This is a genomic window from Dyella sp. 01L423 (assembly GCF_056399945.1).
Window position 1 is genome coordinate 501,846 of sequence record NZ_JBFTSI010000002.1, and the last position, 20,311, is coordinate 522,156.

Annotated in this window: 19 protein-coding genes; 10 read left to right on the forward strand and 9 right to left on the reverse strand. The window is 64.9% G+C overall.

Going from position 1 to position 20,311, the window contains the following annotated elements:
• Window positions 1-32: 32 nt before the first annotated feature.
• The 4 genes from AC1DMY_RS08955 (at window position 33) to moeB (ending at window position 4,715) form a co-directional block, all read left to right on the forward strand.
• Window positions 33-677, forward strand: a complete 645-nt coding sequence (locus AC1DMY_RS08955) for a YfgM family protein (protein ID WP_477164599.1) — start codon at window positions 33-35, stop codon at window positions 675-677.
• On the forward strand, window positions 674-1,900 hold the full coding sequence (gene bamB / locus AC1DMY_RS08960; RefSeq protein ID WP_477164600.1) for an outer membrane protein assembly factor BamB: 1,227 nt from the start codon (window positions 674-676) through the stop codon (window positions 1,898-1,900). Before AC1DMY_RS08955 ends, bamB begins: the two co-directional genes overlap by 4 nt.
• A 23-nt stretch (window positions 1,901-1,923) precedes the next feature.
• A complete protein-coding gene (der, locus tag AC1DMY_RS08965) occupies window positions 1,924-3,321 on the forward strand; it encodes a ribosome biogenesis GTPase Der (protein ID WP_441602322.1) in 1,398 nt (465 codons plus the stop codon).
• A gap of 227 nt (window positions 3,322-3,548) precedes the next feature.
• The gene (moeB, locus tag AC1DMY_RS08970) at window positions 3,549-4,715 is read left to right on the forward strand and encodes a molybdopterin-synthase adenylyltransferase MoeB (protein WP_477164601.1); all 1,167 of its coding nucleotides are present in this window, start codon (window positions 3,549-3,551) and stop codon (window positions 4,713-4,715) included.
• Here moeB and AC1DMY_RS08975 read toward each other — a convergent pair whose 3' ends face one another.
• Entirely contained in the window at window positions 4,716-5,837 is a 1,122-nt protein-coding gene (locus AC1DMY_RS08975) for a GNAT family N-acetyltransferase (RefSeq protein ID WP_477164602.1), read from the reverse strand.
• A 65-nt stretch (window positions 5,838-5,902) separates the two neighbouring features.
• Here AC1DMY_RS08975 and folD point away from each other — a divergent pair, with 65 nt between their 5' ends.
• From folD to AC1DMY_RS08995, 4 genes are all read left to right on the forward strand, one after another.
• Window positions 5,903-6,769 (forward strand): bifunctional methylenetetrahydrofolate dehydrogenase/methenyltetrahydrofolate cyclohydrolase FolD, encoded by an 867-nt coding sequence (gene folD, locus AC1DMY_RS08980; protein WP_477164603.1) that lies wholly within the window; start codon window positions 5,903-5,905, stop codon window positions 6,767-6,769.
• Between the two features lie 183 nt (window positions 6,770-6,952).
• Window positions 6,953-8,410: an IMP dehydrogenase gene (gene guaB / locus AC1DMY_RS08985; protein WP_426268967.1), complete on the forward strand. Its 1,458-nt coding sequence runs from the start codon at window positions 6,953-6,955 to the stop codon at window positions 8,408-8,410.
• Between the two features lie 126 nt (window positions 8,411-8,536).
• On the forward strand, window positions 8,537-10,117 hold the full coding sequence (gene guaA, locus AC1DMY_RS08990; protein WP_477164604.1) for a glutamine-hydrolyzing GMP synthase: 1,581 nt from the start codon (window positions 8,537-8,539) through the stop codon (window positions 10,115-10,117).
• A gap of 73 nt (window positions 10,118-10,190) precedes the next feature.
• On the forward strand, window positions 10,191-10,541 hold the full coding sequence (locus AC1DMY_RS08995; RefSeq protein ID WP_477164605.1) for a gamma-glutamylcyclotransferase family protein: 351 nt from the start codon (window positions 10,191-10,193) through the stop codon (window positions 10,539-10,541).
• A 6-nt stretch (window positions 10,542-10,547) separates the two neighbouring features.
• Here the strand turns inward: AC1DMY_RS08995 and AC1DMY_RS09000 are convergent, their stop codons facing one another.
• Both AC1DMY_RS09000 and AC1DMY_RS09005 read right to left on the reverse strand, forming a co-directional pair.
• A complete protein-coding gene (locus AC1DMY_RS09000; protein ID WP_477164606.1) occupies window positions 10,548-11,249 on the reverse strand; it encodes an SDR family NAD(P)-dependent oxidoreductase in 702 nt (233 codons plus the stop codon).
• A 24-nt stretch (window positions 11,250-11,273) separates the two neighbouring features.
• Complete coding sequence (locus AC1DMY_RS09005) at window positions 11,274-12,137, reverse strand: NmrA family NAD(P)-binding protein (RefSeq protein ID WP_477164607.1); 864 nt, start codon at window positions 12,135-12,137, stop codon at window positions 11,274-11,276.
• A 116-nt stretch (window positions 12,138-12,253) separates the two neighbouring features.
• Between AC1DMY_RS09005 and AC1DMY_RS09010 the strand changes: the two genes are divergently transcribed.
• Window positions 12,254-13,165 carry a LysR family transcriptional regulator gene (locus AC1DMY_RS09010; RefSeq protein ID WP_477164608.1) on the forward strand — a complete coding sequence of 304 codons (912 nt, stop codon included), beginning with the start codon at window positions 12,254-12,256 and terminating at the stop codon, window positions 13,163-13,165.
• 41 nt (window positions 13,166-13,206) lie between these two features.
• Complete coding sequence (tadA, locus tag AC1DMY_RS09015) at window positions 13,207-13,695, forward strand: tRNA adenosine(34) deaminase TadA (protein ID WP_477164609.1); 489 nt, start codon at window positions 13,207-13,209, stop codon at window positions 13,693-13,695.
• A 3-nt stretch (window positions 13,696-13,698) separates the two neighbouring features.
• Here the strand turns inward: tadA and AC1DMY_RS09020 are convergent, their stop codons facing one another.
• The 6 genes from AC1DMY_RS09020 to AC1DMY_RS09045 form a co-directional block, all read right to left on the reverse strand.
• A complete protein-coding gene (locus AC1DMY_RS09020) occupies window positions 13,699-14,625 on the reverse strand; it encodes a CHAD domain-containing protein (protein WP_477164610.1) in 927 nt (308 codons plus the stop codon).
• A 76-nt stretch (window positions 14,626-14,701) separates the two neighbouring features.
• Window positions 14,702-15,514 carry an NAD-dependent protein deacetylase gene (locus AC1DMY_RS09025; protein ID WP_477165005.1) on the reverse strand — a complete coding sequence of 271 codons (813 nt, stop codon included), beginning with the start codon at window positions 15,512-15,514 and terminating at the stop codon, window positions 14,702-14,704.
• A gap of 40 nt (window positions 15,515-15,554) precedes the next feature.
• Complete coding sequence (locus tag AC1DMY_RS09030; RefSeq protein ID WP_477164611.1) at window positions 15,555-16,271, reverse strand: HAD family hydrolase; 717 nt, start codon at window positions 16,269-16,271, stop codon at window positions 15,555-15,557.
• Between the two features lie 156 nt (window positions 16,272-16,427).
• Window positions 16,428-17,372: an alpha/beta fold hydrolase gene (locus AC1DMY_RS09035; RefSeq protein ID WP_477164612.1), complete on the reverse strand. Its 945-nt coding sequence runs from the start codon at window positions 17,370-17,372 to the stop codon at window positions 16,428-16,430.
• A 48-nt stretch (window positions 17,373-17,420) separates the two neighbouring features.
• A complete protein-coding gene (locus AC1DMY_RS09040) occupies window positions 17,421-18,170 on the reverse strand; it encodes an SDR family oxidoreductase (RefSeq protein ID WP_477164613.1) in 750 nt (249 codons plus the stop codon).
• A gap of 250 nt (window positions 18,171-18,420) precedes the next feature.
• Entirely contained in the window at window positions 18,421-20,184 is a 1,764-nt protein-coding gene (locus AC1DMY_RS09045) for an amidohydrolase (protein WP_477165006.1), read from the reverse strand.
• Window positions 20,185-20,311 lie beyond the last annotated feature (127 nt).

Consider the following 20,311-nt stretch of genomic DNA (forward strand, 5'->3'; position numbering starts at 1 on the left):
CCTCTGGCGTGCGGTTCCCCAAGGGTGATTGCATGGCATTTGAAGCGTACGACGATTACGAACAGAGCGAACGCGTACAGCAGTGGTTGCGCCAGAACGGCTTGTCCATCGTCGTCGGCATCGCGATCGGCCTGGTCGGCATCTTCGGCTGGCAGCAGTGGAACAAGCACAAGGCAGAGCATCAGGCTGACGCCGCGAACCTGTATCAGCAGATCCAGGTCGCTGTGGCTGCCGGCAAGTCCGACAACGCCGATGCGCTGACCGAGCAATTGCTCAAGGATTACACCGATTCCACCTACGCCGTGTTCGCCGTCAGCGATCGGGCGGAGCGTCAGGTCCTGGCCAAGCAGTTGGACAAGGCAATCGAGTCGCTGGGTTGGGCCGAGAGCCACGCCACCGATGCGAACCTCAAGGCGCTGTCGCAGATGCGCATCGCGCGCGTGCAGCTGGCGCAGGGCAAGGCTGCCGACGCGATTGCCGCGCTCGATCGCATGCCGGCCAAGACGTATGAAGGTGTATCACAGGAACTACGCGGCGATGCGCTGGTCAAGCTTGGGCGCCCAGACGATGCCCGCAAGGCATACGTAGCCGCCAAGGCGGCGCTGGGTGAGAACGCGCCTCAGAGCGTGCAGATGAAAATCGATGATCTGGCCGTGGCCGGGAAGCAGGGTGCATGAAACCTGAAGTGAAGAAGCGCGGTGCGATGAAGCGCGTTTGGCTGGTGGCGCTGACCTCTCTGGTGGTGCTTGCCGGTTGCCATTCGTTCAAGAAAGAAAACGTCCAGCCGCCGACTCCGCTGGCCAAGGATTTCAAGCCCACCACCCAGGTGACCAAGCTGTGGACCACCAGTGTGGGCGACGGTGCGGGTGACAGCGGCGTGCGTCTGCGTCCGGCGTTTGCCGACGGCGTGCTCTACGCCTGCAGCACCGACGGCAAGATCGCCGCGATTGACGCCACCAGCGGCAAGACGCTGTGGTCCAAGAGCTCGCGCACCCAGGGCTGGTTTGGCTGGGGCGACAAGAAGCGCGCCGATGCGCTGTACGCCGGTGGCCCGATGGTCTCGGGCGACCTGCTCGTGGTCGGCACGCTCGATGGCCATGTTTATGGCATCAATGCGAAGGACGGCAGCCCGCGCTGGGAATCGGTGGTCAACTCCGAAGTGATCTCCCCGCCGGTGATCTCCGGCAACCTGGTGGTTGCACGCACGCAGGATGGCCGTCTGTACGGTTTCGACAGCGCCACCGGTGAACGCCGCTGGGTCTACGACCAGGATTCCGTGCCGCTGCTCAGCCTGCGCGGCAATGGCCCGATGCTGGTCGCCAACGGCGTGGTGTTCTACGGCAACGATGCCGGCAAGCTGGTCGCGCTGCGTCTGGACAACGGCGAAAAGCTGTGGGAACAGACCCTCGCCAGCGGCGAAGGCCGCACCGAAATCGATCGCCTGGCCGATGCCGACGGTTCGATCCTGCTGGAAGGCACCACCCTGTACAGCGCCGCCTATCACGGCAATATCGCCGCGATCGACGGCCCCAGCGGTCGTCCGCTGTGGGGCCGCCCGTTCTCGACCTTCACCTCGCTGGACGTCACCGGTAACGGTCTCTATGGCGTGAGCGACGAGTCGCAGGTGTGGGCGTTCGACAAGAGCGGCGGCGCCGACATGTGGAAGAACGATGCACTGAAGTACCGCTGGCTCACTGCGCCTGCCGTGCTTGGTGACTACGTCGTGGTCGGCGACCTTGAGGGCTACGTGCACTTCCTGCAGACCGGTGACGGCGCGCTGGCCGCACGCGAGCGCCTGTCCAAGAAAGCCATTCGCGCCCAACCCCTGGTGGTTGGCGACATTGTGTACGTCGAAGACGTGAAGGGCCGCATCGGCGCTTACCGTCTCGGCGGCCACTGATCGTAATAAAGGTTGTTTGAATCATGCTGCCCGTCGTTGCCCTGGTCGGTCGTCCCAATGTCGGTAAATCGACCCTATTCAATGCAATGACGCGCAGTCGTGACGCCCTGGTGGCTGATATGCCGGGCGTTACGCGAGATCGACACTACGGCGTGTGCCGCACCGGCACACGCCCGTTCGTGGTGGTGGATACCGGCGGCCTGTCAGGCGAAGAGGAAGGCATCGAAGGCCTGACTGCGCAGCAGGTGCGTCTGGCCATCGAAGAGGCCAGCGTGCTGGTCTTCGTGGTGGACGCCCGCGACGGTCTGCTGCCGCAGGACCGCACCATCCTTGACGAGCTGCGTCGCAGCGGCAAGCCGATCATCGCCGGGGTCAACAAGACCGACGGCCTCGATCTGCAGAATGCGATGGCGGAATTTGCCGTATTCGGCATCGCCAACACGCTGCCGCTGGCGGCATCGCACAATCGCGGCACCGAGGATCTGGTCGCTTCGGCGATCACGCTGCTGCCCGAAGACCAGCACGAAGAGATCGATCCGGTCGAGGCGGACAGCATTCGCGTCGCCATCGTCGGCCGTCCGAATGCGGGCAAGTCCACGCTGATCAATCGCCTGTTGGGCGAGGATCGCCTGATCGTTTCCGACGTGGCCGGCACCACCCGCGATCCCATCCGCGTGTCGCTGGAACGCGACGGCCGCAAGTACACCCTGATCGATACCGCCGGCGTGCGTCGCAAGGCGCGCGTCGAAGAAGCGGTGGAGAAATTCAGCGTCATCAAGACGCTGCAGTCGATGGCCGCCGCGCAAGTGGTGGTGCTGATGGTCGATGCGCGCGAGAACCTGGCCGACCAGGATCTCACGCTGATCGGTCACGCCCTCGATGAGGGCAGGGCGCTGGTCATCGCCGTCAACAAGTGGGATGGCATGGATGGCTACCAGCGCGAACAGTGCCAGCGTGCGCTGGAGCGTCGCCTGCAGTTCGTCGACTGGGCCAAGACGGTGTTCATCTCCGCGCTGCATGGTTCCGGCCTGCGCGAGCTGATGAAGGCGGTCGTGAATGCGCATCGTGCCGCCACCAAGGAACTGGGTTCGTCCGAGCTGACCAAGGCGCTCGAGCTCGCCTACGAGAGCTACCAGCCGCCACTGGTGCGTGGCCATGCCCCCAAGTTGCGCTTTGCGCACCCGGGCGGCACCAATCCGCCCAGCATCGTCATCCACGGCAGCCGCACCAAGCACATCGCGCCGGCCTACCGCCGCTATCTGGAAAACTTCTTCCGCAAGCGCTTCAAGCTGGATGGCACGCCGGTACGCATCTTTTTCCGTGATGGCGAGAACCCGTTTGCAGGCAAGAAGAACGTGCTCACGGAAGCGCAGCAGCGCAAGCGCCAGCGCATGGTGCGCGAGATGAAGAAGCGTCGCTGACGCGCGACCGCGGCGCTCTTGTAGGGGCGCACCCTGTGCGCGATCGCGGCGCATCGGTGTACCTCAGTCCTTGTGGGAGCGCACCCTGTGCGCGACCGCAGCGCATCGTTGTACCTCGGTTCGTGCAACTCGCGTCAGGACACTTGGTTGCCGCGCTCCGCACAGTCGCGCACAGGGTGCGCTCCCACAGAAGACAGAGGGCGGCGGGGCTGGAGTAAGCTAGCGCGATGACGAGCCTCAACCGCGACAGCTGGCTGGCCTCCCTGCGCGCCAGCATTGCCGAGATATCCCCCGCCGAGGCGCTGGCCCGGCAGGCGCAAGGCAGTTTCCTGATCGATGTGCGCGAAGACGGTGAACGTGCCAGCGGCTTGCCAGTGGGCGCCGTCGGTGTCTCGCGCGGCTTCCTTGAACTGCGCATCGAGCAACTGGTACCCGATCGCGAGCATCCGGTGCTGCTCCTGTGCGGCAGCGGCCAACGCTCGCTGCTCGCCGCCGAAGCGCTGCAGCGCATGGGTTACCAGCAGGTGTTCTCAGTGGCCGGCGGTTTCCAGCGATGGAAGGCGGAAGGTCTGCCAGTAGCGCTAGGTGCACTGGATAGCGACGCCGCCGAACGCTATGCACGCCAACTTCAGTTGCCCCAGGTAGGTGAAGCAGGGCAGGCGAAGTTGGCATCGGCACGTGTGGCCTTGCTCGGTGCAGGCGGCCTCGGTGCGCCGGCTGCGCTTTATCTTGCAGCGGCCGGCGTGGGGCAGCTCACCCTGATCGACGACGATCGCGTTGAGCGATCCAATCTGCACCGACAGGTCATACACGCCGATGCGCGCGTCGGCATGGCCAAGACCGAGTCGGCGCGCATCGCGCTGGCTGCGCTCAATCCGCGCGTGCGTGTGGAAATCCGCAATGAACGTCTGCAGGCCGACAACGTGGAGCGCCTGTTGGCGGATCACGACCTGGTGATCGATGGCGCGGATAATTTTCCCGCACGCTATCTGATTGCGGCAGCCTCCCGGCGTTTGCGGCTACCCATGGTCTACGGTGCCGTGGAGCGTTTCACCGGACAGGTGAGCGTATTCGATCCGCGTCGCTCGGACTCGCCGTGCTATCGCTGCCTGTTCCCCGAGCCGCCTGCGGCCGCGGATGCGCCCAACTGCAGCGAGGCCGGCGTGCTTGGCGTGTTGCCCGGCATCGTGGGTTTGCTGCAGGCCACTGAGGCGCTCAAGCTCATCCTCGATATCGGCGAACCGCTGGTCGGGCGCCTGCTGAATTTCGATGCACTGGCCATGCGCTTCCGCGAAACGAGGCTGCCGCGCGATCCGGGTTGCCCGGGCTGCGGCGATGGCGCCACCTTCCACGGCTACGAGGATCTGGTGCAGCTCTGCGCCGCGGCAGGCTGATCAGCGCAAGTCGTTGGCGATCAGCGAATAGATGGCCGCATCGCGCGGCTCACCGCGCAGCATGATTCGTTGGCGCGCGATGCTTTCAAACTGCGCGCCTGCCTTTTCGGCGGCACGGCGACTGGCCTGATTGTCTGCGGCGACCACGATTTCCAGGCGGCGCAGATCCGTGGCCTGCAGCGCGTGCCGTGCCAGCAGGCGCACGGCGCGAGTGGCGACGCCTTGCTCCTGGCGCGTCTGGCGCACCCAGTAGCAAAGATTGGCCATGCCGTATTCGGGCTGCCAGTGGTTGAGCGAGATGCTGCCGATGAGCTCGTCGCTGGCGCGATCGGCCATGACCAGCGCGCATTCGTCGCCGGCGCCCTGCCAGGCCAGCCGGGTCTTCGCAATCCAATGGCGGGCGTCGTCCAGGCTGTACGCCGGCGTGCACCAGTCCTGCCAGCGACCGATGGTGGCCATCGACTCGTGCAGGGCGGCGTGCAGGGCATGCAGGTCGGAGGGGTGATATGGGCGCAGGCGCAGATCGCCGTCTTCGAGCACCGGTCCCGGTGACGGTTCATTGCGCTCCGGCGGCAGCAGCGAATACACCGCGGCGGGTGCAGCCACGCCACGATGGATGATGCGGTTGGGCGAGATGCCGTCGAAAAGGGCGCCCAGGCGTTCGGCGGTGCGCCGGCTGGCCACGTTGTCGACGGCGATGACGATCTCGATGCGTACCAGGCCCAAGACGTCGAAGCCGAACTCGGCCAAGGCGCGGGCCGCACGCGTGGCGACGCCCTGGCCCTGGGCCGACTGGCGCACCCAGTAACCCAGATTCGCGCTACCACGCTTGGGATCGATGCGATTGAGCGCCACGTCGCCCAGCGCGCGGCCTTGCGCGTCGAAGATGCCGAAGGCATGGGCCTCCCCGCGCTCACGGCCGGCCTGGCAGTCGGCGATCCATTGGGTGCTGTCTTCCCGCGTGTAGCCGTCATGCAACCAGGGCAGCCATGGCCCCACCGCGGCGATCGATTCGCGGGTGGCCTCGAACAGGGCCTGCGCGTCGTCGGCCTGCCATGGACGCAACCGTATGCCGTTTGCGTCCAGTTCGAGCGGGGCGATCAGGTGCGTTGTGTCAGCCATTCGGTCTCGTTTGTATGCATGCGGTCTAGCCGGGATAATACGTTCCTTTGCAGGCAGCCCCGATCATGAGCGCACGTATCCTCGACGGCAAACGCATCGCGCAGGAACTGATGGATCGGATCGGGCGCCGGGTGGCGGAGCGCTCGGCCAAGGGGTTGGACGTGCCCGGCCTCGCCGTGGTGCTGGTGGGCGACGACGCGGCCTCGTCAGTCTATGTACGCAACAAGCGCAAAGCCTGCCATCAGGTGGGCTTCCGTTCGTTCGATTTCGACTTGCCCTCGCGCACCAGCCAGGAAGAACTGATCGCATTGATCGACCAGCTCAATGCCGATCCGGCCGTGCACGGCATCCTGGTGCAGTCGCCGCTGCCCGACCACATCGACGAGGACGCGCTGGTCGATCGGATTGATCCGGGCAAGGATGTGGATGGCTTCCAGGCTGTCAACGTCGGTCGCCTGGCCTTGCGTCGCTTCGGCCTGCGTCCGTGCACGCCGCGTGGCGTGATGACCTTGCTCGGCCATTCCGATCGTCCGGTGCGCGGTCAGCACGCAGTGGTGGTCGGCGTTTCCAATCACGTGGGCCGCCCGCTGGCGCTGGAATTGTTGATTGCCGGTTGCACCACCACCTGCTGCCACAAGTTCACCCGCGACCTGGAAGGCTTCGTGCGCCAGGCAGATATCGTGATCGTCGCCGTCGGCCGTCCGGGCCTGGTCAAGGGCGAATGGATCAAGCCGGGCGCGGTGGTGGTTGACGTGGGCATCAATCGACTGGAAGACGGCCGATTGGTAGGCGACGTGGACTTCGCCACGGCCGCCGAACGCGCGAGCTGGATCACGCCGGTGCCGGGCGGCGTCGGTCCCATGACCGTGGCGACGCTGCTGGAAAACACGCTGGAAGCGGCGGACGCGCGCGACGCTGCTCGCCAAGGCTGAACCGCTTCCTTGTGGGAGCGCACCCTGTGCGCGACAAACCTACGGAGCGACACGCCGCAACGTTGCAGTCGCGCACAGGGTGCGCTCCCACAAAGGGCGGGGCTGCGACATTCCGTTCATGCAAAGAGTGGCGGGCCAAAAGCCTTCTGCGTATAATCTCCTCTTTGCAGCGGGACAAAACGCATGCGCATCCTCGCCGAGGCTCTCACCTACGACGATGTTTACCTCGTTCCGGCTCATTCGGCCGTTCTGCCACGTGATGTAGATACTTCCACGCGGCTCACCCGAAACCTGCGCCTGAACATCCCCATCGTGTCCGCCGCCATGGATACGGTCACCGAAGCCCGCCTCGCCATCACCATGGCCCAGCAAGGCGGCATCGGCATCATCCACAAGAACATGACCGCCGAGCAGCAGGCCGCCGAAGTGCGCCTGGTGAAGAAGTTCGAAGCCGGCGTGATTCGCAGCCCCATTTCGGTTGGCCCGAATACTTCCATTCGCGAAGTGCTGCAGCTGACCCGCGCGCACAACATCTCCGGCGTGCCGGTGGTGGACGGCGAACAGCTGGTCGGCATCGTCACCAGCCGCGATCTGCGCTTCGAGCGCAAGCATGAAGATCCCGTGCGCAACATCATGACCCGCCAGGAGAAGCTGGTGACGGTGCGTGAAGGCGCCAGCCAGGACGAAGTGCTGCAGCTGCTGCACAAGCACCGCATCGAGAAAGTGCTGGTCGTCAACGACGACTTCCAGCTGCGTGGCCTGATCACCGTCAAGGACATCCAGAAAGCCCGCGACAACCCGAACGCCGCCAAGGATCGCCTCGAGCGCCTGCTGGTTGGCGCGGCAGTCGGCGTGGGCGGCGATACCGAGGCGCGTATCGAGGCGCTGGTAGATGCCGGCGTGGACGTGCTGGTGGTCGACACCGCGCATGGTCATTCGCAGGGCGTGATCGACCGCGCCGGCTGGGTGAAGAAGCGCTACCCGCAGGTGCAGGTGATCGCCGGCAATATCGTCACCGGCGAAGCGGCGCGTGCGCTGCTTGATGCCGGCGTCGATGCGGTCAAGGTGGGCGTGGGTCCGGGCTCGATCTGCACCACGCGTGTTGTCGCTGGTGTCGGCGTGCCTCAGATCACGGCCATTGATCTGGTGGCTACGGCACTGAAGGACGAAATCCCGCTGATCGCCGATGGCGGCATCCGCTACTCGGGCGACATCCCCAAGGCGCTCGCCGCCGGTGCATCTACCGTGATGCTTGGTTCGATGTTTGCCGGTACCGAAGAATCGCCGGGCGATGTGGAGCTGTTCCAGGGTCGCCAGTACAAGAGCTACCGCGGCATGGGTTCGCTGGGCGCGATGGCGCTGGGTTCCAAGGATCGCTATTTCCAGGACGAAGCGGACGCCGACAAGCTGGTGCCCGAAGGCATCGAAGGCCGTGTGCCGTACCGCGGTTCGCTGCGCAACATCATTCACCAGCTGATCGGCGGCCTGCGTGCCTCGATGGGTTACCTCGGTGCCGCCACGGTCGACGATGTGCGCAACAACGCGCAGTTCGTGAAGGTGACCGGCGCCGGCGTCACCGAAGCGCACCCGCACGACATCCAGATCACCAAGGAAGCGCCGAATTACCGGCTCAATTCCTGAGGGATACGCGCCGGCCTGATGGCCGGCGCATTCGTTTTAACGGGAGGCGACGCCAACGCGCGTCGCCTTCGCATTCACTGAATCAAGCGCGGGCAGGGCAAGCCTGCAGCGCACCGGAGCCGGATCGTGACCGACATCCATAGCGACAAAATCCTCATCCTCGACTTCGGTGCGCAGTACACGCAGTTGATTGCCCGCCGCGTGCGCGAGATCGGCGTCTACTGTGAAATCTGGGCGTGGGACCACGACCCGGCCGAGATCGCTGCGTTCGGCGCCAAGGGCATCATCCTGTCCGGCGGTCCCGAATCGACCACGCTGCCGGGGGCGCCCAAGGCGCCGCAGGAAGTATTCGATTCCAAGCTGCCGATCCTGGGCATCTGCTACGGGATGCAGACGCTGGCTGCGCAGCTGGGTGGCGCCACCGAGGCCGCCGACGCACGCGAGTTCGGTCACGCCGAAGTGGATATCGCGCCGACCAGCCGCCTGTTTGCCGGCCTGAGCGACCACGACAGCGCGCATCGTCTGGACGTCTGGATGAGCCATGGCGACCATGTGGCCAAGGCGCCGCCGGGCTTCGTCATCACCGGCACCACCGACCGCATTCCGGTCGCCGTGATGGAGAACGAAGACAAGCGCTGGTATGGCGTGCAATTCCATCCGGAAGTGACGCATACGAAGCAGGGCACGTCGCTGCTTAAGCGTTTCGTCACGGAAATCTGCGGCTGCCAGACGCTATGGACCGCCGCGCACATCATCGAAGACCAGATCGCCCGCGTGCGCGAGCAGGTCGGCAACGATCACGTGCTGCTCGGCCTCTCCGGCGGCGTGGATTCGTCCGTGGTGGCCGCGCTGCTGCATCGGGCCATCGGTGACCAGCTGACCTGCGTGTTCGTCGACACGGGCCTCCTGCGCTGGAACGAAGGCGACCAGGTGATGGCCACCATGGCCGAGCACATGGGCGTGAAGGTGATCCGCGTCAACGCCGCCGAGCGCTACTTCAAGGCGCTGGAAGGCGAGGCCGATCCGGAAGCCAAGCGCAAGATCATCGGCCGCCTGTTCGTGGAGATCTTCGACGAGGAATCGGCCAAGGTCACCAACGCCGGCCACGGCCAGGTGAAGTGGCTGGCCCAGGGCACCATCTATCCGGACGTGATCGAGTCCGCCGGCAGCAAGACCGGCAAGGCGCACGTGATCAAGAGCCACCACAACGTGGGTGGCCTGCCGGAGCACATGAAGCTCAAGCTGGTCGAGCCGCTGCGCGAGCTGTTCAAGGACGAGGTGCGCCGCATCGGCGTGGAACTCGGCCTGCCGCGTGCCATGGTCTATCGCCATCCGTTCCCGGGCCCCGGCCTGGGCGTGCGCATCCTGGGTGAAGTGAAGCCCGAATACGCCGAGCTGCTGGCCCGCGCCGACGCCATCTTCATCGAAGAGCTGCGGGCCTGGGATCTGTACGACAAGACCAGCCAGGCCTTCGCCGTGTTCCTGCCGGTGAAGTCGGTGGGCGTGGTCGGCGATGCCCGTGCCTACGAATGGGTGATTGCCCTGCGTGCCGTGGAGACGATCGACTTCATGACAGCGCATTGGGCGCACTTGCCGTATGACTTCCTTGGCAAGGTTTCCAATCGTATTATCAATGAGTTGCGTGGTGTTTCTCGTGTCGTTTATGACATCAGTGGCAAACCGCCCGCAACCATTGAGTGGGAGTGAGTTCCGGTCATCGGGGCGGCGGCGACTTTCTCAGGAAGTCGCCGTAATCCATTGATATCAAAGGCATGGTGTGATGTTCGACGAGGCCCGCAATGAGCTGTTGTTCTCCTACGGCACCTTGCAGCTCGAGCGCGTGCAGCTTGCGTCTTTTGGACGCCTGCTCGAGGGCGACGATGACGCCATGCCGGGTTACCGCCGGACGCTGATCGAGATCACCGATCCCGAGGTGCTTCGCCAGAGCGGCGAGCAGTTCCACCCCATCGTCGCGCCCAGCGACGACCCGTCGGACGAAGTCGCCGGCAAGGTGTTCCGCATCACCGCGGCCGAGCTGGCCGCGGCCGATCGCTACGAGGTCGCCGACTACCGGCGTGTCGCCGTGCGCCTGAAGTCGGGCAAACATGCCTGGGTCTACATCCAGGCCTGAGTGCACTCACCAGGGCATGGTCTCGCCCAGCCGGTTGAGAAATTGCAGGCCGCTGCGACCGGTCTGCTGGGTCACGACATCCACCACCAGCGGAATGCTTTCGCTGACGTCCAGCGCCGCGTCGGGGCCACCCATGTCGGTGCGCACCCAGCCCGGTGCGATCAGCAGCAGGGTGCGGCCGGGGTCGGGCTGGCGGGAGGCGTAGCTGCGCATGAGCGTGTTGAGCGCAGCCTTGCTGGCGCGATAAGACTCCCAGCCGCCATCGATATTGTTGGCCACGCTGCCAAGGCCAGACGACATGACGACGATGGCGCCGCCGGGCGACACCAGCGAGTCGAGCGTTTCGATCACGCGCATCGGGCTGAGCGCATTGGTCACCATCATGCGGGTGAAGCCCCCGGTGCTGACTTCGCCGATGGGCTTGTCTGCCTCGATGGCGACGCCTGCGTTGACGAACAGCACGTCCAGTGCGCGGCCTTTCAGGCGTGCACGCAGCGCGGCGAGCTGCTCGGGTGCGTCGATGTCCAGGTGTTCGATCTCCAGCCGCTGGCCGGCCTCGGCCTGGAGTGCGTGCAGTGGCGTGCTGGCCGAACCGCGCACGGTGGCTATCACCTGCCAGCCGCGCTTGAGGTATTCAGCCGCCAAGGCGAGACCCAGGCCGCGGGAGGCGCCGACGATGAGAGCGGTTTGCTGCGTGTTCGTGGTCATGAGGGTTGCCTAGTCAGTCGTGAATCAGGGTGATCGTTCGACCAGTTCGCGCAGCACATGTTCCAGCGTCGTCGACGCTTTGCTCGAGCCGGCCTGGCCGCGTTCGAAGTCGATCCAGCCTTCGTTGAAGCCATCAAGCATACGCATGCGGGCCTCAGGATTTTGCATGCCTTGCGTGCGAAACAGGTTTTCCCAGCTCCCTCGAGGCACCGGTTCGGTGCGCACGGGCCGGCCCAGTGCGGCGGCGAAGCCGCTGGCGATGTCCAGCGCGGAGTAGCGCTGCGGTCCTTCGAGCTCGATCACGCGCGGACCCTGCCACGTGTCCAGCAGGGTGCTTGCCACGGTGCGGGCGATGTCTGCGGTGGCGACCATCGGGATGGCGTGGTCCAGCGGCTGCAGAAAGCTGGGAATCAAGCCGGCGCGAGCGGCGCTGACGTCCCATGCGGCGTTTTCCATAAACCAGGCGGCCCGCACGAAAGCAGTGGGCAGCGGCAGTTCGCGTAGCGCCGTTTCGACCATTCGGCCGTTGTTCAACAGCGAGAACGTGTCGACCTGGGCGCCGACGGTGGAGAGATATACCAGCTTGCCGGGACATGCCTTTTTCACGGCCTGCTGTACGGCGGCGATGATTTCCCGGACGGCCGGAAAACCAGGGGCAGGGTCGTAGTCGGGCGGGATCATCAGAAACACGCCGCGCGTATCGGCGAATGCTGCGGCCAGCGCGTCGGGATCGTTGGCCGTGGCGATCGCCGTGTCGCAGCCGCGCTCGATCCAGCGAGCGGCCTTGGCGCTGTCGCGAACGATCGCCCGTACGCGCTGGCCGGCGGCCAGCAGTTCATTCGCTACCTGGCCGCCAACCTGGCCGGTGATTCCCATGACTGCATACATGATCGGATCCTCAAGAGGGCGGCGCTTACCGCGTTCGGATGAGGATTTTCCGCGCCGGCCACTGGTTTCGCGATAACATCAATAACAATGGATAAGTGACAAAAAGGCATGAATGCATGGCCTTCGACGAGCGCACCTTGAACGGCATGAGCGTGTTCACCGCCGTGGTCGATGGCGGCAGCTTTGCGGCCGCCGGCGAGGCGCTGGACATGTCGCCGCCCGGCGTCAGCCGTGCCATTGCGCGGCTTGAAGCGCGGCTCGGCATTCGGCTGTTCGATCGCACCACGCGATCCGTCCGTCTCACCGATGAAGGGCGTCGGTTCCACGCGCAGGTGATGCCCCTGCTGGCAGGGCTGGAAGAGGCTGCGGCGAGCGCGGCTGAAGGCGCCACGCTGGTGCGCGGACGCCTGCGCGTGCATATGGACCCGCTGTTCTCGCGGCTGGTGCTGGCGCCGCGCGTGGGCGAGTTCATGGAGGCCCACCCCCTCCTCGAAGTGGAGCTGGCAACGCGCGACCAACTGGGCGATATCGTGGCCGACGGTTTCGACCTGGCCGTGCGTTTCGGCGAGCCGCCCGATTCCAGCCTGGTGGCCCGCAAGCTGCTGGAGACGCGCATCCTCACGGTGGCCTCGCCGGCCTATCTGCGCCGCTACGGGCGGCCTGCGCACCCGCAGGAGCTGGAAGGCGACCGGCACGTCTGCATCGAATTTCGCGATCCGGCGACCGGTCACACGTTTCCCTGGGAATTTCATCGCAAGCGCAAGCGCCTATCGGTGAAGACCTCGGGGCGGCTGGTGGTCAACGACGGCGGCAGCATGCACAGCGCCTGCGTCGCCGGCTATGGCATCGCGCAGGTGATGGCGGTGGCTGCCGGGCCGTTGGTGACGCATGGCAAGTTGGTGGATCTGTTTCCGGACTGGCCCGACGAACGCTTCCCGCTCTATGCGCTGTATCCCTCGCGTCACCATCCGTCGGCCAAGCTGCGCGCGTTTCTCGATTTCGTCATCGGGATCACGTCGGCGGTCTAGGCAGTAGAATGGCTGATTCGCACGCCTTTACAGTCTTCTTGATGACCGATCAGACACCATCGTTGGCCCCATCGTTTTCCGACGCAGACGAGCGCTACATGCGCCGTGCGCTGCAGCTCGCCGCGCACGCGCGTGATGCGGAAAACGAGGTGCCGGTGGGTGCGGTGCTGGTGCAGGGCGAGGAGATCATCGGGCTGGGCTGGAACCGCAACATCACGCTGAACGATCCCAGCGCCCATGCGGAAATCATGGCTCTGCGCGCCGCGGGCGAAAAACTGTCCAACTACCGCATGCCCGGTGCCACCTTGTACGTGACGCTGGAGCCGTGCGCGATGTGTTCGATGGCGCTGGTACATGCGCGCATTGGGCGCGTGGTGTATGGGGCAACCGATCCGAAGACCGGCGCCGCCGGCAGCGTGTTCGATACGCTGGTTTCCGATCGCCACAATCACCGCATTGCGGTTGAGGGCGGGCTGTTGGCGGATGATTCGTCGAGCATGTTGCGCGAGTTTTTCCGCGCCAGGCGCTAAGCGTCAGTGCGCGGCCTTGCGCCAAAAAGAGTTCAGCTTTTCCAGCTTCGCCAATGAATGCATGGCCTCTTCCGAGGCGTGGAACGCGGTGCGCTTGCCCCACTGGCGGAACGGCTTGAGCAGGGTCTGGGTGTCTTCCGCAACGAGGAAATCGCGTATCAGCGTGCGTCCCGTCATGCGGTCGTGCGCCAGGCCAAGGCCGCTTTGCAGGTCAGTCAGCTGCTTGAGCCAGGCCGAAGTCGCCTGCTTGGGGAAGGCGTGCTGGTAGAGCTCGATGCTGTAGCGCATTTTTTTGGTGGCGCTGCGCAGGCGATGCAGGCGTTTCTGGCCACCGTCGAGTTTGCTGGCGCGCTTCTTCAAGGTATTCCAGCGTTGCTGGAGGGCGGCAGCCGCCACCTTGCGCACCTGGTTGTCGGTCGGCGGTTCAACCGTTTGCACCCAGTGGCGCCATGACTGCAGCGACGCGGCCAGGTTGTGCTTCTTGAGTTCGACCACGGCCTGCTTGTGCGCCAGTTGCTGACGCTCGGACAAGGCCTTGGTGGCAGCGTCGACGCCGGGCAGCTTGGCGTTGTCCTTGCCGAGAAAGGCGGGCAGCGTTTCCTGGGCGAGGATATCCAGGTCGCGCGATTGTCCGGTGCTTTCGCGGCAGGATCGCAGATAGGCGAGCACATCGCGCAGATCGTCGTCGGAGAGCGAGGCGAGGTCTTTCAGCGTGGCTGTCACACGGCGCAGGTTGACGCGCCAGGCGTGCAGCAGCTTGGGCTCGTAGGGTTGTTCAAGCAGGCGCTTGCGCGCCTCGAATGCCTTGTCGAAATAGCCGTCCAACGCCTCGCAGATCCGCTCGAACTCGGATGGCTTGCCCGGCCCACTCTTGGCGTGGGCTGAGGAAGACCGCGACGGCGTCGCGCGATGTTGCAGCCTGGCATTCATGCAGTGATTCCACACGACCGGGATGTCTACTCTGCATCAAATGGTCACAATGCGCGAGCGGCATCCGGCCGCGTCCCTATGACACGAAAGCCAGCGCCTCGGCGCATGATTGTTCGATCTTGAGGCTGAGCAATGGGTCGGCCCGGGTCTTGCCCAGGTTCACGGCGGCGATGGGTTTGCCCTCGCGCGCGGCTGCGGCTGCAAAGCGGTAGCCGGAAAACACCATCAGGGACGAACCCACTACCAGCATCGCGTCTGCGTCGTTCAGCGATGTGACGGCGGCGTCAACGCGATGGCGCGGCACGTTTTCGCCGAAGAAGACCACATCCGGCTTCAGGATGCCGCCGCAGGCCGGGCAGGGAGGTACGACGAACTGCGTGAAATCGCGGCCGTCCAGATCGGCGTCGCCGTCCGGCGCATCGCCCGCATCAAGCAGGGCCCAGGCGGGATTGTGTTGCACCAGCGACTGCTGAAACGTGTCGCGGGGCAGGCGCAGGTCGCAGCTCATACAGCGCACTTCATCCAGTCGACCATGCAGATCGATGACGCTTTGGTGGCCAGCGGCCTGGTGCAATCCGTCCACGTTCTGGGTGAGCAGGGTGGTCACGCGACCCTGCTGTTCCAGCCGCGCCAGCGCGCGATGGGTGGCATTGGGTTGCGCTCTGCCAAAGCGGCGCCAACCCACCAGGCTGCGTGCCCAGTAGCGCTGGCGAGTGGCGGTTTCGCCCATGAAGGCCTGATAGGTCACCGGCTGCGGGCGCTTCCAGCCGCCGTTGGTGTCGCGGTAATCAGGAATGCCTGAATCCGTGCTGCAGCCGGCGCCCGTGAGTACGAACAGGCGTGGATGCGCCTGGACGAAGTCGCGCAGGCGCGCGCGGTCCTGTTCGATGCTGGCGGAACCGGCATCGATGGACAGGTCGAGGTCGATCTCAGGCGACTGCACGGTTTTGCAACTCCTCGAGTGCGCTGGCGATGCCGGTGGGACCCTCCACCTGCACCACGCGCGAGCTGTGGTCCACGAAATCCGTATCGGTCTCGTGTGCCCAGGTCACGTGGTAGGGCATGTAGACGCCCCAGCCACCGAGCTCCACCACGGGTGCGATATCCGAGCGCAGCGAATTGCCGACCATCGCGAAACGTGTCGGCGTCAGCTGGAATTCGTCCAGCACGCTGCGATAGGCGCGCTCGTCCTTCTCCGAAACGATCTCGATGCGATGGAATAGATCCGCCAGCCCGCTGCTGGCGACCTTCTGTTCCTGATGAAACAGGTCGCCCTTGGTGATCAGCACCACGCGGTGATGTTGCGCCACAGCTTCCACCGCGGCGCGGATGCCAGGCAACAAATCCACCGGATGCGCCAAGACCTGCTTGCCCAGCTCGATGATGCGATGCAGATCGGCGGCACTGATGCGTTGGCCCGTGATGTCGATAGCCGATTCCAGCATCGACAAGGTCATGCCCTTGGCGCCATAGCCGAACAACTTGATGTTGCGGCGTTCGGTGGCGAGCAGACGCTCGTGCACGCGCACATCGACCAGATCGACGTACTCGCCCACGATGCGCTCGAATTCACCATGCGCCGACTGGTAATAACCCTCGCTGTGCCACAGCGTGTCATCACCGTCGAAACCCACCAGCTCTATCACTAGTCCACCCGTTTGCCGACTTGGCCGTGCCTGCGATATGGGGGTGATTTTCCCAGAAAACACGGTGACTGGCGGCCTTGGCGTCCTGGCCAGGCTGAGACGCGGCTGCATGAACGCGGCCGGCGCGTGCCGGCCGCGTGATCCGCCATGGGAAGCTCAGCGCTGGGCTTGCGCGTTCGCGTCGCTGTTGAGGAAGCCGACCAGCGCGGGAATGGTTTGCGCGGGTGCTTCTTCCATCAGCCAATGGCCCGACCCCTTGATGATCACGCCCTGCACGTGGGTGTCGACCAGTTTTGCCTGGGCGATGAGGAAATCGCCCGAGGCTTTTTCACCGGCGAGCACCAGCATCGGCATGCTCAGCGGCTGCTTGGCGAAGCCGGCGAAATCCTCAGCGTCCTGCGGGAAGGCGTGGAAGTATTCGAAGCCGGCCTTCATGCGGCCTGGCCGCGCGTACTGCTGGGTGTAGTACTGGCGATCGGTTTCGGACATGGAGTGCCTGGGGTCGGCGGCAAAGTCGTTCCAGAAATGCTCGAAGTAGATGCGCTCGCGTCCGTCGACCAGCTTCAGCGGCGTGTCGCCGTAGAAGTTGAAATGCCACTTGTCGCGCAGCAGCCACACTTTCTGCCAGTCGCCCACGCCGGGAAGAAAGGCATCCATCAACACGATGCTGTCCACTTCATCGGGATATTGCGCGGCATAGGCGTAGGCCACCATCAGGCCGATGTCATGGCCGACGATCTTCACCTTGCGATAGCCCAGCTGTTGAACCAGCGCATGGATGTCCTGCGCCATGGTCTTTTTGTCGTAGCCCGTCGCGGGCATCGACGAATCACCGGCGCCGGGAAGGTCAGGCGCGATCACCGTGCGACGATCATCGAGCTTGGCGATCAAAGGCAGCCACATATGGCTGGTTTCGGCGTAGCCGTGGAGCAGGATCACGGGGGTACCCGCGCCTTCGCCGGCCTGCAGATAATGTAACTGCACGCCGTTGGCGTTGGCCGTATGTTGCTCGATGGCGGGTGTCTTGGCGTACGCTGCCTGAAGGGCAAGCGAAGCCAGCAACGCCACCGCAAGGCGGCGCATCCACTGCAAGGTCTTCATGTTGAACTCCTCGGTAGGCCCGGCCGCGGGTGCGGCCGGGCAGATGGCTTACAGCTGGCTCATGCCGCCGTCGGTGATGATCTCGGTGCCGACGATAAAGGCCGATTCCGGCGCAACCAGGTGCAATACGGTCGAGGCGATTTCAGCTGGCGTGCCGAAGCGGCCCAGCGGCACCTGCGACTGGATTTGCGCCGCGGTGGCTTCCAGTGTGGCCTTATCCATGCCCAGCTTGCCGTAGAGCGGCGTTTCCACCGGGCCCGGGCTCACCACATTGACGCGTGCGCCCAGCGGGAGCAGTTCGGCCGACAAGGTCTTGGCCAGCGAGATCACGGCAGCTTTGCTGGCGGCATAGACCGAAGACGTCGGCATGCCAATGTGTGCGTTGATCGAGCCATTGATCACGATGGACGCGCCCTTGTTGAGCAGCGGCAGCAGCGCCTGGATCTGGAAGTAGGGGCCCTTCACGTTGACGTTGAAGGTCTGGTCCCATAGCGACTCGTCCACACTTTCGAACGGCGCGAGCTTGGCGATGCCGGCGTTGAGGAAGATGCCGTCGAGGCGGATGCCCTGGGCGCTCAGCGCGCTGGCAAGTTCTTTGGCGCCAGCCACTGAGCTGGCATCGTTGCGGATGGCGAGCGCTTGCGTGCCCAGCGTGGCGGCGGCCTGCTCGAGCGCGGCCTGGTCGCGGCCGGTGACGATGACGCGAGCCCCTTCGGCGGCGAAGGCCTGTGCGGTGGCCAGGCCGATACCGCTATTGCCGCCGGTGACGAGGATGGTCTTGTTGGTGAAGCGGTTCATGACGTGATCCCTTGCGTGTGTGTGGTCGATGGGGAGATCTTGCGCGTCAACGTGGGCGGTGCCGTGCCAGCTTTCCGATGAACACGTTCGATGGGATCGAACGTGTTGCCCGGGCGACTCTGGGGTCCTGCGAATCTATGCGCGGCCGCTGTGCGTCCTGCCTATGCCGCATGCGTGCCTTCAAAACACGATTGAGGCAGCATGGATGATTCGTGGCATCGAGGCACGCTTCGGTGAGCAGGGTGTGCCTTCAATGGGAAGCGCGACTGCTGTCGCGAGCAGAGGGGGCGGCACCCGCCTCAGCATCCCTTTGATTTCGCCAGACACCGCTGCCATGGCTCACCGGCGACCATTCGGGAAGTGGCATCGGCGGTGCGAGATCGAACGCGCGGAAATCGCCTTCGGCATAAACCACGCGCCCATCCATCACGGTCAGTTCCGCGACCGTCTGCCGGATTTCTTCGTCGGGCACGCTGAAGTAATCCTGCGAAAGCACGGCGAAATCGGCGTACTGACCGATATCCAGCTGCCCCTTGCCGCCCTCCTCGCCGGAGAACCAGGTGTTGGCCCGGGTGTGCAGCGCCAGTGCTTGGGCGCGATCGAGCCGTTCATCCGGTGGGTAGATCGTGTTGCCGCCGAGCGTGTGTCCCGTCGTCAACCAATGCAGGGTGGCCCAGGGATCCATGCTGGCGATCGCGGCGCCGCCGGAGCCCAGCCCCAAGTGCAGGCCGGCGTCGAGCATGCGGCGGATCGGCGGCGTGCGCGCTGCCACGTCCGCGCCGTGGCGTTCGAGGAAGTACTCGCCCTGGTAAGCCATGCGCGGCTGCAAGGTGATGCCGCCGCCCAGTCGTGCGACGCGTTCGATGTTGCGTTGGCTGATCATCTCGGCGCCATCGAAAAACCACGGCAGGGAGCGCAAGGTCATGTCCGCATCCACGCGCTCGAACGCATCCAGCGCCATGCCGATGGTTTCGTCGTACACCGCGTGCATGCGCCACGGCCAGCCGCGCGCTACCAGCCTGCTCACAATGTCCTCCAGTTCGGCCGCGGTCTGCGTGGTCATCTCCGGTGGCGGCTGGCGGAAGTTATCGTCGTCCATGGCGGCGTGCACAAGCACGTCGCCTGCGCCATTGAAGCGGAGCAGTTCATCGCCGTCGCCGTAGTGATTGATGGTGGACCAGTGCAGGAAATCGGCGGTTTCCGCGCCGGCGGCATGCGCCGCCAGGTGATAGGCGACGCGCACGGTCAGCAGATGATGGTGGGCGAGTTCTTCCAGTGCCCGGTAGTCGTCCGGGTAGTGCAGGTGCGCGGCGCCGGCATCGATCACGCTGGTCACGCCCAGGCGATTGAGTTCGCGCATGGTCCGCCGCAGGCTGTTGATCTGGTATTCGTGCGGCAGCACCGGTGCATGCGCGAGCGCCTGATGAAATACCTCGGTGGCGGGCGTGGCGATCAGCAGGCCGGTGGGGGTGCCGGCGCTATCCCATTCGATATGGCCCCCGGGCGGGTCGGGTGTCTGGCCGTCGTAGCCGCAGGCGGCGATCGCCGCGGCATTGAGCAAGGCGCGATCTTCCAGGTGCTGGATATAGACGGGCGTGGATGGCGCGATGCGGTTCAATTCGTCCAGCGTCGGCAGCCGTTGTTCGGCGAACTGGTGTTCGCAGAAACCGCCAACCACGCGCACCCATTGGGGCGACGGCGTGCGCTGGACTTGTTCGGCCAGCAGGTTGAGCGCGGCGTCCAGCGTGGGTATGCCGTCCCAGCGCAATTGCTGGTTGTAGTCCAGGCCGGTGGCAACCAGGTGCTGATGCGCGTCGATCAATCCCGGGATGATCCGCCGCTTTCCCGCATCGATAACCAAGGTGGCGGGGCCGGCCAGCGAGCGTATCTGCCCGTTGCTGCCCACGGCAGCGATGCGCCGCCCGTTCACCGCCAGCGCCTGGACTTCAGGCCGATGCGCGACGCCCGTGTGGATCTTCGCGTTATGGACGATGAGCGTCGGATACACGGCCATCCCTCCTGCCAGTCCGCTATTGACGATCAGATGTACGGCCAGGCACGTCGAGCTTTCGTGACTGCGTTGTCGCGGTGTCACGCAGGTGGATCAGGGGAGTGCTCCAGCGTGCCGATACATTGGGACG

Excerpts from the sequence above, each read along its gene's own strand:
- AC1DMY_RS08955 (WP_477164599.1), top strand. The coding sequence starts at position 33 with ATGGCATTTGAAGCGTACGACGATTACGAACAGAGCGAACGCGTACAG.
- bamB (WP_477164600.1), top strand. The coding sequence starts at position 674 with ATGAAACCTGAAGTGAAGAAGCGCGGTGCGATGAAGCGCGTTTGGCTG.
- der (WP_441602322.1), top strand. The coding sequence starts at position 1,924 with ATGCTGCCCGTCGTTGCCCTGGTCGGTCGTCCCAATGTCGGTAAATCG.
- moeB (WP_477164601.1), top strand. The coding sequence starts at position 3,549 with ATGACGAGCCTCAACCGCGACAGCTGGCTGGCCTCCCTGCGCGCCAGC.
- AC1DMY_RS08975 (WP_477164602.1), bottom strand. The coding sequence starts at position 5,837 with ATGGCTGACACAACGCACCTGATCGCCCCGCTCGAACTGGACGCAAAC.
- folD (WP_477164603.1), top strand. The coding sequence starts at position 5,903 with ATGAGCGCACGTATCCTCGACGGCAAACGCATCGCGCAGGAACTGATG.
- guaB (WP_426268967.1), top strand. The coding sequence starts at position 6,953 with ATGCGCATCCTCGCCGAGGCTCTCACCTACGACGATGTTTACCTCGTT.
- AC1DMY_RS08995 (WP_477164605.1), top strand. The coding sequence starts at position 10,191 with ATGTTCGACGAGGCCCGCAATGAGCTGTTGTTCTCCTACGGCACCTTG.
- AC1DMY_RS09000 (WP_477164606.1), bottom strand. The coding sequence starts at position 11,249 with ATGACCACGAACACGCAGCAAACCGCTCTCATCGTCGGCGCCTCCCGC.
- AC1DMY_RS09005 (WP_477164607.1), bottom strand. The coding sequence starts at position 12,137 with ATGTATGCAGTCATGGGAATCACCGGCCAGGTTGGCGGCCAGGTAGCG.
- AC1DMY_RS09010 (WP_477164608.1), top strand. The coding sequence starts at position 12,254 with ATGGCCTTCGACGAGCGCACCTTGAACGGCATGAGCGTGTTCACCGCC.
- tadA (WP_477164609.1), top strand. The coding sequence starts at position 13,207 with ATGACCGATCAGACACCATCGTTGGCCCCATCGTTTTCCGACGCAGAC.
- AC1DMY_RS09020 (WP_477164610.1), bottom strand. The coding sequence starts at position 14,625 with ATGAATGCCAGGCTGCAACATCGCGCGACGCCGTCGCGGTCTTCCTCA.
- AC1DMY_RS09035 (WP_477164612.1), bottom strand. The coding sequence starts at position 17,372 with ATGAAGACCTTGCAGTGGATGCGCCGCCTTGCGGTGGCGTTGCTGGCT.
- AC1DMY_RS09040 (WP_477164613.1), bottom strand. The coding sequence starts at position 18,170 with ATGAACCGCTTCACCAACAAGACCATCCTCGTCACCGGCGGCAATAGC.
- AC1DMY_RS09045 (WP_477165006.1), bottom strand. The coding sequence starts at position 20,184 with ATGGCCGTGTATCCGACGCTCATCGTCCATAACGCGAAGATCCACACG.